Source organism: Methylobacterium sp. C33D (assembly GCF_053345825.1).
The window spans coordinates 17,148-30,108 of sequence record NZ_JBKFAV010000013.1 but is presented as its reverse complement, the minus strand read 5'-3'; the positions used below and the strand labels follow the sequence as shown (position 1 = coordinate 30,108).

Genomic DNA, 12,961 nt, shown 5'->3' with positions numbered 1-12,961 from the left:
TCCAAAAATCAGAACGGCAGGGCCTTCGGCCGGAACACGTTGTACCACACCGCGATCATCATCCGGGTCAGCGTCACCGCCGTGATGACCGTGGTGAGGATGCCGAGGATGAAGACCACGGCGAAGCCCTTCACCGGGCCAGAGCCGAGGAAGAACAGGATCAGGGCGGCGATCGCCATGGTCGAGTTCGAGTCGATGATGGTGGCGAAGGCCCGGTCGAAGCCCGCCTGCAGCGCCGAGATCAGCGACCGGCCGGCATGGCTCTCCTCGCGCATGCGCTCGTAGATCAGCACGTTGGAATCCACCGCGGTGCCGATCGTGAGCACGATGCCGGCGATGCCGGGCAGCGTCATGGTCGCCTCCAGAACCGACATCAGGCCCAGGATCAGCCCGACATGGACCATCAGGGCGATGTTGGCGATGAAGCCGAAGGTCCCGTAGGTCGCGAACATGAAGGCGACCACGAGGCCCGCCGCCACCAGGGTCGCGAGCTTGCCGGCCTCGATGGAGTCGCGACCGAGGCCCGGGCCGACGACGCGGCGCTCGACCACGGTGAACTTGGCGGGCAGCGCGCCGGCGCGCAGCAGGACCGCGAGATCGTTGGCCTGCTGCACGGTGAAGTTGCCGGTGATCTGGCCGGAGCCGCCGGTGATCGCCGAGCGGATCACCGGGGCCGACACGACCTCGTTGTCGAGGACGATCGCCATGCGCCGGCCGATATTCTCCGAGGTGGCCTGCCCGAAGCGCTGCGCCCCGCGCAGGTTGAACTTGAAGCTCACCATCGGCTCGTGGGACTGCTGGTCGAAGGCCGGCTGCGCGTCGGTCAGCTCGCCGCCATCGGCCATGACCCGGCGCTCCACCGGGACCTTCGCGCCCTTCTCGTCCTTGGAGGGCAGCATGTCGACGTCGCCCGAAGGGCTGTCGGCGAGCATGCGGAACTCCAGCTTGGCGGTGGAACCGAGGAGCTTCTCGAGGCGCTCCGGGTTCTGCTCGCCGGGCACCTGGATCAGGATCCGGTCAGCGCCCTGCTGCTGGATCGACGGCTCGGTGGTGCCGGTCGAGTCGAGGCGGCGCCGGATGACCTCGATGCCCTGGCTCACGGCCCGGCGGGTCCGGTCGGTGATGCCGGCATCGGTGAGCGTCAGGCGGATGACGCCGCCGGGCTGCTCGGACACATCCAGGGTGCGGGCCGCGGTCTGGCCCAGCGAGGTGGTGATCGGCTGCGACAGTTCCTGGAGCTTCGGCAGGACCTTGGCCCGGGCGGCGGCGTCGTCGATCTTCACCTGGACGCCGCGCTGGAGCAGGCCGATGCCGCCGTCGGCGCGGACATTCTCCTGCTGGAGCACGCGGCGCACGTCGTCGCGCAGGGCCTTGGCCTGCGAGGCGATCAGCTCGTTCTGGTCCACCTCGAGCAGGAGCTGCGAGCCGCCCTGCAGGTCGAGGCCGAGCACGATGGCGCGCGTCGGCACGACCCAGCTGGGGAACCAGGAGGGCAGGCTGGCGACGAAGCTCTTGCGCTGCTCGGGCGAGAAGAAGCTCGGCACGGCGAGCATCAGCCCCACCAGGATCAGGCCCAGCGTCGCGATGATCTTCGCACGGGAGAAGCGCAGCATCGGCTGTCTTTTTCTCTCTTGGGCCGGCGCACGGCGCCGGCCGGTTCAACCGGAAATCAGGCGGCCTTCACCGTGCCCTTGGCGCGGACCTCGGAGATCATCGTCCGGACCACCCGCACGCGGACGTTCGGGGCGATCTCGACCTCGATCTCGGGCTGGTCGTCCGAGGCCTTGGTCACGCGGCCGACGAGGCCGCCGTTGGTGACGACCGTGTCGTCCCGGCGCACGGACTTGAGCAGCGCCTGGTGGTCCTTGACCCGCTTCTGCTGCGGTCGCAGGATCAGGAAGTACATGATCACGAAGATCAGGACGAACGGGACCACCTGAAAGGCGATCTCCGCTCCGCCAGCGGCCGCACCGGCCCCTTGCGCGAAGGCGGGGGTGATCAACGAGCGTCTCCTGCGAATGGCGCGCAGGCCTGCCGCCGGATGTGGCGCCCGCAGACCTGTCGAAAAGCGCGCGGACTATAGCCAGGGGCTTCCCGAAAGCAACGCCGAAGCGTCGGGCATCGGCGGCGCGCTCATAGCAGGGCGCGGATGGCCGCCGCGAAGGCGTCCGGCGCCTCCTGGGGAAAGTTGTGGCCGACCCCCGCGACGATCTCACGCCGGTACGGCCCGGTGAAATGGCGGGCGTCGGTATCCGTGGCGGGCGGCGGCCCGACGCCGTCATCGGCGCCGAGCAGCACGATCGATGGCACCGCGATCGCCGGCTGGGCCGCCAGCCGCCCCTCGATCGCCACCAGCGCCGGATCGCTCGAAACGAGGCCGAAGCGGTGGCGGTAGGAATGCACCACCACGTCGACGAAGTCGGGATTGTCGAAGGCGCGGGCGGTCCGCGCGAAGGTCTCCGCGTCGAACGCCCAGGTCGGCGACCAGAGCTGCCAGAGCAGGCGGCAGAAGGCGTCCCGGTTCGCGGCGAGGCCGGCACGACCGCGCGTGCCGTGGAGGTAGTACTGGTACCAGAGCCGGTGCTCGGTCTCCGGCGCGACCGGCTTCCCGGCGACCGGGATGTTCTGGATGTTGTAGCCGACGCCGCAGCTGACGAGTCCCCGGGCCCGCTCCGGCCAGAGCGCCGCCACCACGCAGGCCGCCCGGCCGCCCCAATCGTAGCCGGCGAGGACGGCGTCGCCGATGTGGAGCGCGTCCAGGAAGGCGAGCAGGTCGGCCCCGAGCGCCGCCTGCTCGCCGGAGCGCGGCGTGGCGGGATCGAGGAACCGGGTCGGCCCGTAGCCGCGCAGGTACGGCACGAGGCAACGCGCGCCGTCCGCGGCGAGCCGCGCGGCCGCGGACGCGCAGGCGTGGACGTCGTAGGGGAAGCCGTGGAGCAGAACGACCGGCGGCCCGTCGGCCGGACCGGACTCGAGATAGGCGACCTCCAGGACGCCGGCTCGCACGCGCTTCATCGATGGCTCCCGGGTTCGCGACGCCGGTATCCTAGACGGTTCGCCGCGCAATTGCCGCACGCGCTTGCCGTCGCCGGTCCGCGCCCGACTTCACCCTGCGACGAAGAAGCGCGACGGTGGAGAACCATGGGCCTGCTCGACGGTGCGAAGTCCCTGATCGGCGATGTGGTGGCGGCGGCAGACCGCGCTCTGGAGCAGACCGGCAGCGGCAAGCTCGCCCTGTCCATGGCGAAATTCTATCCCGGCGGCCTCGCCGCTTTCCTCGATCGCCTTCGGGAGACCGGGCACGGGGATGCGGTGGGATCCTGGCTCGGCTCGGGGACGCGGCAGACGGTGCCGGAGAGCGCCATCGCCGCCTGCCTGCCGGAGGGCGTCACCGAGCGCCTCGCCTACGACCTCGGGATCCCGGAGGGGCGCGTCCCCACGGTGCTGGCGGAGTTCCTGCCGGCCGCGGTCGCCGACCAGAGCGAGAACGGCAGCCTGAAGCCGCAGCCGAATTTCAGCACCCAGGTCCGCTGATCGCCCGGAGCCTCACGGGACGACGCACTTCATCTGCGGCGGCGCGGTCGCGCAGCTCAGGTAGCAGCCCTGCTTGGCGAAGCAGAACCACGACAGTTCGCCGCTCTTCAGGCACGAACCCCCGCAATGGCGGTAAGTGCCGTAGAGCGGCCGAACGAAGACCGCATCCGCCAGGGGGCGCTCCGGCATCGGACGCGCCGTTTCCGCGTCCGAACGCGCCGGGGAGACGCACGCGGCCGCGAGCATGCATGACAGCGCCAGGGATCTCATGAGAGCCGACCGCGGACCGACGTTCCGGCCGGCATTCCTGGCCGGAGGACGGCCGCTGTCGACTAAATTGCGGTTCACGCGGGCGCGCCGCGGTCCCCTGGCCACTCCCGCTCGGCGGACACCGCCCTAGACTCGGGGGATCGACCATTCGACGGGGGTCCACATGAGTCTGCTCAACACTCTCGGCGGCTCGCTGGGGCAGATGGCGCTGAAGGCGCTGCCGGGCGTGATCCAGCAGGTGCTGCCCGGCGGCCTCAACGCGCTGCTCGATCAGCTCCGGCGCTCCGGCTACGAGAGCCAGGTCAATTCCTGGCTCGGGCGCGGGCCGAACGAGCCGATCACGGCCGACGACCTGCGCAAGGTCCTCGACAACGAGCAGGTGCGCCAGATGGCGGAGAAGCTCGGCGTTCCGATGGACCAGCTGTTCCCGACCCTGGCGCAGGCCCTGCCCGAGACCGTCGACCGGCACAGCCCCGACGGGACGCTGCAGGCGCCGAAGGCTTAGGACGGCCGGCGCGGGTCGCGAGCCGGAGCGGCCGGACGGCGGACGACGCGAAACGGCGGCCCCGTCCGGGACCGCCGCCACGTCTTGCCGTCTCGTTCGGCGCCGCGCGGGCCGGCCTCGGCCCCGCGCGGTCCGTCTCAGTTGCTGGCGAGCTGGGACATCGGGTCCACCGGGGCGCCGCCCTTGCGGATCTCGAAGTGCAGCTGCGGCGAGGTCACGTTTCCGGAGGCGCCGGACTTCGCGATGGTCTGGCCGCGCTTGACCTTCTCGCCGGGCTTCACGTCGATCTCGCCGTTATGGGCGTAGGCCGAGACGTAGCCGTTGGCGTGGCGTACGAGGACCAGCTTGCCGTAGCCCTTCACGTCGGAGCCGGCATAGGCGACCGTGCCCTCCTCGGCGGCCTTGACCGGAGTACCCTCCGGCACGGCGATGTTGATGCCCTCGTTGCCGGAGGTGCCGTAGCCGGAGATCACCCGGCCCTTGGCGGGCCAGCGGAAGTTCTCCGTCGCCTCGGCCACGGAGCCGGTGGCGGCGGGCTCGGGCTTGGCCGGCGCGGCGGCGACCGGGGCCGCCTTCGGCGCATCCTTGGCGGCCACCTTCTCGACCTTCTCGGCGGCGGCGGCCTCCTTGGCGGCCTTCTGGGCGGCTTCCTTGGCGGCCTTCGCCTCGGCCAGCTTCTGGGCGGCCTCCGCCTTCGCGGCGGCCTTCGCCTCGGCCTTGGCCTCCTGAGCCTTCGCCTCGGCCTTCGCCTTGGCCTCGGCCTTCGGATCCGCCTTCTTCTCGTCGGCCTTCTTCTCGTCCGCCTTGGCGACCTGTCCGGGACGGACGTGCTTGGGCTTCTCGCCCTCCTTCAGGGCGACGTCCTTGCGGGTCTTGGCGTCGGCGACCTTGCGGGCGGCGGCGTCGCGGGCGAGCGCCTCCTTGCGCTCGGCCTCCTTCTCGGCAGCGGCGGCTTTCTGGGCCGCTTCCTTGTCGGCCTTCGCCTCGGCGAGCTTCTGGGCGGCCTCCTTGGCAGCCTCCTTCGCCTCCTCGCGCTTCGTCGCGATCTTGGTCTCGACCTGCTTGGCGTCCTCGCGCTTCTCCTCGGCGGCCCGGGCCGGCCGGGCGGTCATCGGGGCAGCGGCGGGGTTCAGCCCGGAGGCGTTGTAGACCGGGATCACGATCTGGCGGCCGGGCGTGATCTGGTTCGCGTTGCTCAGGCCGTTGGCGGCCAGGATCGCCGAGGCGGGCACGCCGAAGCGGGTCGACATCTGGTTCAGGCTGTCGTTGCGCGACACCGTGATCTGCGTGCCGCCCTCGGCGCTCCAGCCGACCTTGCCGGTCGAGGCGACGCGGGTCGCGGGCGCGGCGGCGCTGGTCTGGGCCGGAGTCGCGGCGGCTGCCGGCCGCGCGGCGCCCGGCGCGCCCAGCGCCTCCGACTGGATGCGACCCGTCCGAACCGGCGGCACGGATTTGAGGCTCCCGTCCGGCAGGCTGCCGGTAGCGGAGGGTTCCGAGTCGAACGGGTTCGAGAACGGGTTGGTCAGACGCGAGGCGTCCGAGGAACAGGCGGCAGCCGCACCGCCGATGATGCCGATGAGCGCCACGCGCGACAGCGTCCGCAACATCTGACCCGTACCGCGCACCCGCATCGACGCACCCGTTTGCCTGACGCAACTTGATGCGCCAATGAAGACGGATTCAGGTTAAGCAACCGTTCCCGTTCGGGCCGTCTACGACCCAGGAGCGAAGGTGGGCGCAAGGTTTTCGCGCGGTGCCGGGGATGATTCCGGCTCGCCGGATCGTCCCTTTTCGTGACCGGCCGGCACCCCACATCCAGCCCATGTTTACCATCCGCGGTGCGCGCGACACCCTGGCCGACCTGCCGGCGATCGAGACGGCGCGCCTCACGATCGCCGCCCTCCGGCCCGCGGACGCGCCGGCCGTCCGCGCGCTCACCGACGATCCGGCGATCACCGCGGCGGTGGATTTCCTGCCGACGCCGTTCACGCTGCAGGACGCCGAGGACCTGATTCGCAGCTGCACCCGGGGCCGCGACTGCTTCCTCGGCGCCTGGGTTCGGGACGGAGCGCCCGATCCGGCCGGGCGCGCGCTCGTCGGCGTCGTCGGCACGCATCTGCGCGGCGCCGGCACGATCGAGATCGGGTACTGGATCGGCGGCGCGGCCCGCGGGCGCGGCTTCGCCCACGAGGCCGTATCGGCGATCCTCGACCTCCTCGGTGCGCGTTTCCCGGCGCGCGTCGTCGTGGCGGAGTGCCGCCCCGCCAACGTCGCCTCCTGGGGCCTGCTGGAGAAGCTCGGCTTCCGCGACACCGGTGAGGAGGGCCACCGGCCGGGTCGGCGCCTGCTCAGGCGGGCCTGACCCCCCGAGGAGCGCGCCGAGCCGGGACCGACGGCGCGCGGCCGCGAAAAAGCCCCCGGACCGGAGGCCGGGGGCTCGAGGACGATCGGTTTCCTGAACCGGACCGGGCGGTCCGATCAGAAGGTGATGCCGGTCTCGACCATGTAGCGGTCCTGCGAGGTGCGGTTGCCGGTGCGGCCGAAGCCGGTGCCGAGCGTGCCCTCCGCGAGGTTGCCGCGGGTGATCCCGCCGAGCTCGACGTGGGCGTACTCCACCCGGAAGAAGTAGCGGTCGAACGTGAAGGTCGGCGTGACGGTGACCGAGAAGGCGTTGCTGCCCGCGCCGAAGCCCAGCAGGTTGGTGCCGCCCGAGCCGCGGACGCCCGTCTGCTCGGTGTACTCGACGCGGCCGGCCAGGGCGAAATTGTCGGTGAACGAGTAGGCCGCCAGGAGCGCGCCGCCGTAGGTCGAGGCCGAGTTGCCGATGCCGACGCGCAGGTCACGCTCGACGTTGGTGAACTGGAAGTACGGCGAGATGATCCACGGACCGTTCGCGTAGGTGTAGTTGATGTTGAAGATGCCGCTGTTCTGCTGGAGGTTCGGCGTCGCGAACTGGTAGCGCGGGCTGCGGTCGAGGGCGTTGGTCCGGCCGACGTTCAGGCCGCCGTTGACGCCGATCGTGTTGTAGTCGTCGAGCTTGTAGGCGACGTTGCCGGTGAACCACGTGATCTCGTTGGAGAAGAAGCCGTCCGTACCGGCGAGCGACACCGAGAGCGGGCCGCTGCTGTAATTGACCTGCACGCCCTGGTTGATGAAGTTCTCCTGCACGAACAGGAGGCCGCGGTTGATGTTCAGGTTCTGGTAGGTGAACAGCAGCTCGGTGCCGATCAGCGTGAACATCCGGCCGCCCTGGACCGACCATTCATCGTTGATCTGGATCTTGCCGTAGGCGACCGGGACCGGGCCGAACAGCAGGTCGGTCTGGGTGAAGGTGCCGAGCGTGGGGAAGCCGAGCTGCGGGATCGAGTAGCCGCCGGCCTGGATGTAGAACTGGAACGCGCCCTCGGGCTTCTGGATGATGCCCTGAACGTTCGAGAAGTCGAACCGGGCCGAGCGGTCGCGGTCGTTGGGGGCCGCCGGCGTCGAGAACGACGCGAACGGGTTCGACTGGGTGTAGCCGTAGCCGGTGATGGCACCGCCGACGTAGAGGTCGCCCAGCGGGCCGGCCGAGAAGCAGCTCGGGTTCGGGTTGGCCTTGATCACGCCGCTGTAGGCCGGGCCGAGCAGCGTGGCCTTGCAGGGCTCGGCCGGGGGCGCGACCGGAACCGGCGCGGGGGCCGCCAGATCGGCCGCGAGGATGCTGGTCGAGGACAGCAGCACGGTGGCCAGGCCGGCCAGGGTGGATCGCTTCAGCATGGTGTCGCAGCTCGTTCGGGTTCGTTCACGGCCAAGCTGACATCGCGGCGCGATTGACACAAAATCAAACATGAAGCAGTTGCATAATTTTTAGGCAGATCCGTATCGCTGACCGTGTTCGATGCGGAAATGTGACTTTGCCGCCACATTTGTGTCGGAGCCCCCACCTTTTCCTTCCGCGCGCGACCTGAGGACTTCCCCGGGACGCCCCAATTCTGCCGAGTCAGGCCGCCGGGCCGATCGGATCGCAGCGAAACCCTCCGAAATCCTGCCGGGCCAGACGCTCGGCGAGCGCCGGCAGGAACAGCATCGCCTCCTCGGCGAGGCGCCAGGGCGGGTTGACCACGATCAGGCCGCTGCCGGTGAGTCGCGTCGGATCGTCCGGCCGGTCGATCAGCAGGTCGAGCCGCATGGCGGGGCGGGGCAGGGCGGTACCGAGGTCGCGGACCATCCGGTCGAGGGCGGCGGCGTCCTTGATCGGGTACCAGGCCAGGAACAGGCCGGTCGGCCACTTCGTGACCGCGCGGGCGAGATGGGCACCGAGGCGCTCGATCTCGCCGGGCACCTCGTAGGGCGGATCGATCAGCACGAGGCCGCGCCGCTCCGGCGGCGGGATCTGCGCGTTGATCGCGGTCCAGCCGTCGAGGTTCATCACCTTGGTGCGGGGATCGCGGGCGTAGCGCTCCTGCAGGGTCGCGGCGTCCGCCGGGTGCAGCTCGACGAACACGCCCTTGTCGCCGGGCCGCAGCGCCTCGCGGATCACGGCCGGCGAGCCGGGATAGGCGGTGGCGCCGTGGCGCGCTTGCACCGCCGCCACCGCCGCCCGGTAGGGCGCCAGCAGCGCCTCCACCTCCGGCACGAAGGGCGCGTCCATCCGGCCCCAGCCGTCCCGCCACTCGCCGGTGCGGGCCGCCTCGTCGGCCTCGAGATCGTAGACGCCGAGACCCGCGAAGGCGTCGAGCGCCCGGAACGGCTTGTCCTTCAGGCGCAGGTGGTCGAGCACCCGCGCCAGGACGAGGTGCTTCAGGACGTCGGCGTGGTTGCCGGCGTGGAAGGCGTGCCGATAGTTCATGGCAGCGCGCTCAAGCCGATCCCGCGCGCCGGGTCCAGGGTCCGGAGCGCGAAAGAGCGAAAAAACTCAGCGGGCGGCGTCGAGACTCACCTCGGGCGCCCGGCAATTGCCGCGGGCGACCTCGGGGCACGGGGTGAAGCCGCGCAGGTCCTTGCCGAAGCAGATCCGGACCTCCTGCAGCTGCCCGCGGGTGCAGGTGACCGCCATCATGTCGGGGCGCAGGCCGCGATTGGCCGCCACGAACTGCCGGGCGATCTCGATCGGCGCGAGGGTCTGCGGCGGGGAGCCGCCCTTGAGGGCGTCGGGGATCGTCACCGCGAGCCGCGCCGCGCGGGCGGCCGCGAAGTAGGCGGCGGGATCGAGGCCCGAGCAGGTGCCGTGCTTGCGCCACTCGTACCGGGCGAGTCCCTCGCTCGGATAGACCTGCCCGGCGACCTCCATGGCCTGCCGGGTCGGCGCGCGGTTCACCGCCGAGCAGTTCTGCGGGTACCCGCTCGCGTATTGCGGCCACAGGCCGTGGACGACGAAGCCGAGGCCGCGGCCGGGAGCGCACTGGACGTCGTCCCGGCGGGCGCCCGGCCCCGCGCAGTAGGTCGGCGACCAGGACAGGGCGAGGACGTAGAAGTCGAAGTCGCCGGGCGCGCCGCGGCGGGCGAAGCCGCCGAAATCCTGGGCGGCGACCGGCGCGGCGGCCGCCCCGGCGAGGAGCAGGCCCGCGAGGCTGGCGGCACGCCCGCGCACGGTCAGGGACGCGCCATCCGGCAGGCGGTGGCGTAGGCGTAGGAGAGGTCGCGGTCGAGGCCGTGGATGCAGAACTCGACGCCCCAGGTCGCCCCGATGATGCCGAGGCTCTCGCGCACCGAGTAGTCGACCTTGCGGCGGACCCCGTCGGAGGTGGTGACGGTCGCGGTGCAGAACCGGCGCGGATAGGTGTCGAGGCCCCAGGGCCGCCACGCGGTGCGCTCGATCGTGTCGAAGGACAGGATCGTCATCGACGAGTTCCAGAACTTCGCCTCCTTCTCGGCGAAGTTGGTCGAGACCCGCTCCAGCACCGACGGGTCCTGGCAGCCGGGGATCTGCGCGTCGAACGGGAAGATCCGCTCCTCGGCGGGCTCGATGTCCTCCCGGGCCGAGCGGGCGAGCGCCGGCTGGGCCAGGGCGAGAAGGGCCAGCCCGAGGGCGAAGCCGTGAAAGACCGGGCGCATGGCGCGTGCCTCGACGGATGTGCGATCCTGCATCCGCGAACGATGGCTCGGCCGCGCCGCCAGTCAAGCTCCGGCTGCCCCGCGCCGGCGCTTTGGCGGCCTGTGCGGCGCGGCCGCTACAGTCGCCCGTCGGTCGGGGCGCGGGATCAGTGTCCGGCCGGATCGGCCCCGTCCCTCCCGGGCCTCGGCGGCGCGCCCGGGATGGTGGCCGTCGGACCGGCGGGCGGCGCGCGGCCGGCGCGCCCGCCTCTCAGTAGATCGGCTCCGCGCTCGGCGGCGCCCCGAGTTGCAGCGGCTCGTCGTCCTGGGCTGGCTCCTCGTGGGCCGCGGCGACCCGGGGCGCCGGCCGCACCGGCGGCGCCGCGGTGTAGGCCGAGGCCGCGGCCGGGCGGTCGAGGGGCCGGGCCGGCGCCCGGGCCACCTGGGTCGCGCCCCCGGCCTTCGACATCGGCGACGCGCCGTCGGGATCGTCCTCCTCCACGTCCACCGGCGCCTGCGGGCCAGCGGGCTGGCGCTGCGGAGGGACCGGACGGCTCAGCGGCCGCTCGGCCCCGGTGCCGAGCTGCGGCGTGAACTTGATCAGCGGCTTGCAGATCCGCCGCAGACCGCGCGGGTCGTGCCGCGCGAGATCGACGTGGATGTGGTCGTAGTGGAACACGTTCGAGCCGGGCGCCAGCACGGTGGTGAAGCGCTGGCAGGCACCCAGGAAGATCTCGCGCAGGAAGCCCTGCTCGGCCTCCGTGCCGCGCCAGCCGCCCTTGACGGTGATCACGTGGCCGTCCGCGAGCTTGATCGACATGACGTCGATCGCGTTCCCGAAGCCGTGCTCGGAGAGCTTGGCGCCGGGCTGGTTGTTGCGGCCGCGGCAGGAATAGGAGCCGGCGTTGATCTCGGCCACCGGCACGCCGAAGTAGAGGTTGGCGGCCGGCTGGATCGTGTCGGCGAGCCATGCCTCGGCCTCGGCCAGCGCCGGGCATCCCAGCGTCATCCGCTGCTTCAGCAGCACGGAGCCGCCGCCGAGCCGCGTCACCCGGAAGGGCTGCTGCATGCCGCAGGGACCGGGGCCGTCCATCGCGGCGATCGGCGTGATGTACTCCGAGGGTTCGACGAGCTTCTTGGCCAGGCAGACCTGCTCCGCCTGATCGCGCCACGGTTCGCGTCGCTCGAAGTGGTTGATCGAGCACGCGGTGAGGCCCGCGCCGAACAGCGCCAGGGCCGAGAACAGGGATACGCCACGCCACATGACCCGGACGATGCGCACGGTCACGTAAAGCGTTCGTCAACGGCGTTTCGGGAATGCCGCGGGCTGTGGCGTCTCGGTTGACAGCGCCGCGGACCGCGGACTGAATGCATTATGCTCTCGCTCCTCGACCTCCGCGCCCGCATCGAAGCCGGCACCCTGACGCCCGCGGGCGCGATCGACCTGTGCCGCGCCGCGATCGCCGCGCGGGAGCCGGACCTGCACGCGCTGGTCACCCTCGACGCGGCGCCGGCGATTCCCGAGACCGGGCCGCTCGCCGGCATCGCGGTCGGCGTGAAGGACATCATCGACAGCGCGGGCCTGCCGACCCAGATGGGCTCGCCGATCTACGCGGGCTGGAAGCCCCGGGGCGACGCCGCGGTCGTGAGCCGGCTGAAGCAGCTCGGCGCCGTCGCCCTCGCCAAGACCACCACCACGGCCTTCGCGAGCAGCGATCCGACCGAGACGGTCAACCCGCACGATCCCGGCCACACGCCGGGGGGCTCCTCGGCGGGCTCGGCCGCCGCCGTCGGCGCCGGGATGCTGCCGCTCGCTCTGGGCACGCAGACGGCGGGCTCGGTGATCCGGCCCGCGAGCTTCTGCGGCTGCGCGGCGGTGAAGCCGTCGTTCCGGCTGATCCCCACGGTCGGCGTGAAGACCTACTCGTGGGCCCTCGACACGGTCGGGCTGTTCGCCGCCGGGGTCGCGGACGTCGCCCACGCCCTCGCGCTCGTCACCGGGCGGCCGGAGATCGAGCGGGCGGAGACGGGCTCGGCGCCGCGCATCGCCGTGGTGCGGCAGGATTTCGCCGGCGCTCCCGAGCCGGAGGCCGAGGCCGCGCTCACCCGCGCCCGGCAGGCGGCCGAGCGGTCCGGGGCGCGGGTGAGCGACCTCGCCCTGCCGCCGGAGCTGGCGCAGGCCTGGGAGCGCCACCGTCTCATCCAGAACTACGAGGGTCGACTGGCACTGGCCTGGGAATACGACACGCAGGCCGACGCGCTCCCGCCCCGCACCCGCGCGCATCTCGATGACGGGGCGACGATCAGCCCGGCCCAGTACGACGACGGGCGCCGCCACGGCCACCACGCCCGGCGGGTGCTGAAGGGCCTCTTCGCCGATTACGACGCGATCCTGACCTTCTCGGCGCCGGGCCCGGCGCCCGCGACGCTGGTCTCGACCGGCGACCCGCGCTTCAACCAGCTTTGGACGCTGATGGGCGTGCCGTGCGTGAACGTGCCGGTGCCCGGCCACCGCCTGCCGGTGGGCGTCCAGGTGATCGGGCGCTTCGGCGACGACGGCCGGGCCCTGGCGGTGGCACGGATGATCGAGGCCGCGCTGCGCGGCTGACCGGGCGCCCGCGCCGCTCGACGGCGCGGGCA

At 71.8% G+C, this 12,961-nt stretch carries 14 protein-coding genes; 4 read left to right on the top strand and 10 right to left on the bottom strand.

Annotated elements, in window-relative coordinates; genetic code table 11:
• Positions 1–8 precede the first annotated feature (8 nt).
• From secD to ACLBXO_RS12255, 3 genes are all read right to left on the bottom strand, one after another.
• Positions 9–1,613, bottom strand: coding sequence for a protein translocase subunit SecD (gene secD / locus ACLBXO_RS12265; protein ID WP_331318452.1), 1,605 nt, complete (start codon positions 1,611–1,613; stop codon positions 9–11).
• Between the two features lie 56 nt (positions 1,614–1,669).
• A complete protein-coding gene (gene yajC, locus ACLBXO_RS12260) occupies positions 1,670–2,002 on the bottom strand; it encodes a preprotein translocase subunit YajC (protein WP_273564009.1) in 333 nt (110 codons plus the stop codon).
• 131 nt (positions 2,003–2,133) lie between these two features.
• Entirely contained in the window at positions 2,134–3,015 is an 882-nt protein-coding gene (locus ACLBXO_RS12255) for an alpha/beta fold hydrolase (protein WP_447685531.1), read from the bottom strand.
• 126 nt (positions 3,016–3,141) lie between these two features.
• On the opposite strand from ACLBXO_RS12255, the gene ACLBXO_RS12250 reads away from it, so the two are divergent.
• Complete coding sequence (locus ACLBXO_RS12250; protein ID WP_447685530.1) at positions 3,142–3,534, top strand: YidB family protein; 393 nt, start codon at positions 3,142–3,144, stop codon at positions 3,532–3,534.
• 12 nt (positions 3,535–3,546) lie between these two features.
• Here ACLBXO_RS12250 and ACLBXO_RS12245 read toward each other — a convergent pair whose 3' ends face one another.
• Positions 3,547–3,723 (bottom strand): hypothetical protein, encoded by a 177-nt coding sequence (locus ACLBXO_RS12245; RefSeq protein ID WP_447685529.1) that lies wholly within the window; start codon positions 3,721–3,723, stop codon positions 3,547–3,549.
• A gap of 244 nt (positions 3,724–3,967) precedes the next feature.
• Here ACLBXO_RS12245 and ACLBXO_RS12240 point away from each other — a divergent pair, with 244 nt between their 5' ends.
• The gene (locus ACLBXO_RS12240) at positions 3,968–4,309 is read left to right on the top strand and encodes a YidB family protein (protein ID WP_331318458.1); all 342 of its coding nucleotides are present in this window, start codon (positions 3,968–3,970) and stop codon (positions 4,307–4,309) included.
• Between the two features lie 137 nt (positions 4,310–4,446).
• Here ACLBXO_RS12240 and ACLBXO_RS12235 read toward each other — a convergent pair whose 3' ends face one another.
• On the bottom strand, positions 4,447–5,940 hold the full coding sequence (locus ACLBXO_RS12235) for a peptidoglycan DD-metalloendopeptidase family protein (RefSeq protein ID WP_447685528.1): 1,494 nt from the start codon (positions 5,938–5,940) through the stop codon (positions 4,447–4,449).
• 191 nt (positions 5,941–6,131) lie between these two features.
• Here ACLBXO_RS12235 and ACLBXO_RS12230 point away from each other — a divergent pair, with 191 nt between their 5' ends.
• A complete protein-coding gene (locus tag ACLBXO_RS12230; protein ID WP_331318462.1) occupies positions 6,132–6,671 on the top strand; it encodes a GNAT family N-acetyltransferase in 540 nt (179 codons plus the stop codon).
• 116 nt (positions 6,672–6,787) lie between these two features.
• Here the strand turns inward: ACLBXO_RS12230 and ACLBXO_RS12225 are convergent, their stop codons facing one another.
• From ACLBXO_RS12225 to ACLBXO_RS12205, 5 genes are all read right to left on the bottom strand, one after another.
• The gene (locus ACLBXO_RS12225) at positions 6,788–8,065 is read right to left on the bottom strand and encodes a porin (protein ID WP_331318464.1); all 1,278 of its coding nucleotides are present in this window, start codon (positions 8,063–8,065) and stop codon (positions 6,788–6,790) included.
• A 223-nt stretch (positions 8,066–8,288) separates the two neighbouring features.
• Positions 8,289–9,137, bottom strand: coding sequence for a 23S rRNA (adenine(2030)-N(6))-methyltransferase RlmJ (locus tag ACLBXO_RS12220; protein ID WP_447685527.1), 849 nt, complete (start codon positions 9,135–9,137; stop codon positions 8,289–8,291).
• Positions 9,138–9,203: 66 nt separating this feature from the next.
• Positions 9,204–9,878 (bottom strand): ribonuclease T2, encoded by a 675-nt coding sequence (locus tag ACLBXO_RS12215; RefSeq protein WP_331318467.1) that lies wholly within the window; start codon positions 9,876–9,878, stop codon positions 9,204–9,206.
• A 2-nt stretch (positions 9,879–9,880) separates the two neighbouring features.
• Positions 9,881–10,342 (bottom strand): hypothetical protein, encoded by a 462-nt coding sequence (locus ACLBXO_RS12210; protein WP_012319233.1) that lies wholly within the window; start codon positions 10,340–10,342, stop codon positions 9,881–9,883.
• A gap of 250 nt (positions 10,343–10,592) precedes the next feature.
• Positions 10,593–11,585 (bottom strand): extensin-like domain-containing protein, encoded by a 993-nt coding sequence (locus tag ACLBXO_RS12205; RefSeq protein WP_447685602.1) that lies wholly within the window; start codon positions 11,583–11,585, stop codon positions 10,593–10,595.
• A gap of 111 nt (positions 11,586–11,696) precedes the next feature.
• Here ACLBXO_RS12205 and ACLBXO_RS12200 point away from each other — a divergent pair, with 111 nt between their 5' ends.
• On the top strand, positions 11,697–12,929 hold the full coding sequence (locus tag ACLBXO_RS12200; protein ID WP_331318470.1) for an amidase: 1,233 nt from the start codon (positions 11,697–11,699) through the stop codon (positions 12,927–12,929).
• The last annotated feature ends 32 nt before the right edge of the window (positions 12,930–12,961 follow it).

Bases quoted from the DNA above. Each gene is read 5' to 3' on its own strand.
- secD (WP_331318452.1), bottom strand. From the start codon at position 1,613: ATGCTGCGCTTCTCCCGTGCGAAGATCATCGCGACGCTGGGCCTGATC.
- ACLBXO_RS12255 (WP_447685531.1), bottom strand. From the start codon at position 3,015: ATGAAGCGCGTGCGAGCCGGCGTCCTGGAGGTCGCCTATCTCGAGTCC.
- ACLBXO_RS12250 (WP_447685530.1), top strand. From the start codon at position 3,142: ATGGGCCTGCTCGACGGTGCGAAGTCCCTGATCGGCGATGTGGTGGCG.
- ACLBXO_RS12245 (WP_447685529.1), bottom strand. From the start codon at position 3,723: ATGCCGGAGCGCCCCCTGGCGGATGCGGTCTTCGTTCGGCCGCTCTAC.
- ACLBXO_RS12240 (WP_331318458.1), top strand. From the start codon at position 3,968: ATGAGTCTGCTCAACACTCTCGGCGGCTCGCTGGGGCAGATGGCGCTG.
- ACLBXO_RS12235 (WP_447685528.1), bottom strand. From the start codon at position 5,940: ATGCGGGTGCGCGGTACGGGTCAGATGTTGCGGACGCTGTCGCGCGTG.
- ACLBXO_RS12230 (WP_331318462.1), top strand. From the start codon at position 6,132: ATGTTTACCATCCGCGGTGCGCGCGACACCCTGGCCGACCTGCCGGCG.
- ACLBXO_RS12225 (WP_331318464.1), bottom strand. From the start codon at position 8,065: ATGCTGAAGCGATCCACCCTGGCCGGCCTGGCCACCGTGCTGCTGTCC.
- ACLBXO_RS12220 (WP_447685527.1), bottom strand. From the start codon at position 9,137: ATGAACTATCGGCACGCCTTCCACGCCGGCAACCACGCCGACGTCCTG.
- ACLBXO_RS12210 (WP_012319233.1), bottom strand. From the start codon at position 10,342: ATGCGCCCGGTCTTTCACGGCTTCGCCCTCGGGCTGGCCCTTCTCGCC.
- ACLBXO_RS12205 (WP_447685602.1), bottom strand. From the start codon at position 11,585: ATGTGGCGTGGCGTATCCCTGTTCTCGGCCCTGGCGCTGTTCGGCGCG.
- ACLBXO_RS12200 (WP_331318470.1), top strand. From the start codon at position 11,697: ATGCTCTCGCTCCTCGACCTCCGCGCCCGCATCGAAGCCGGCACCCTG.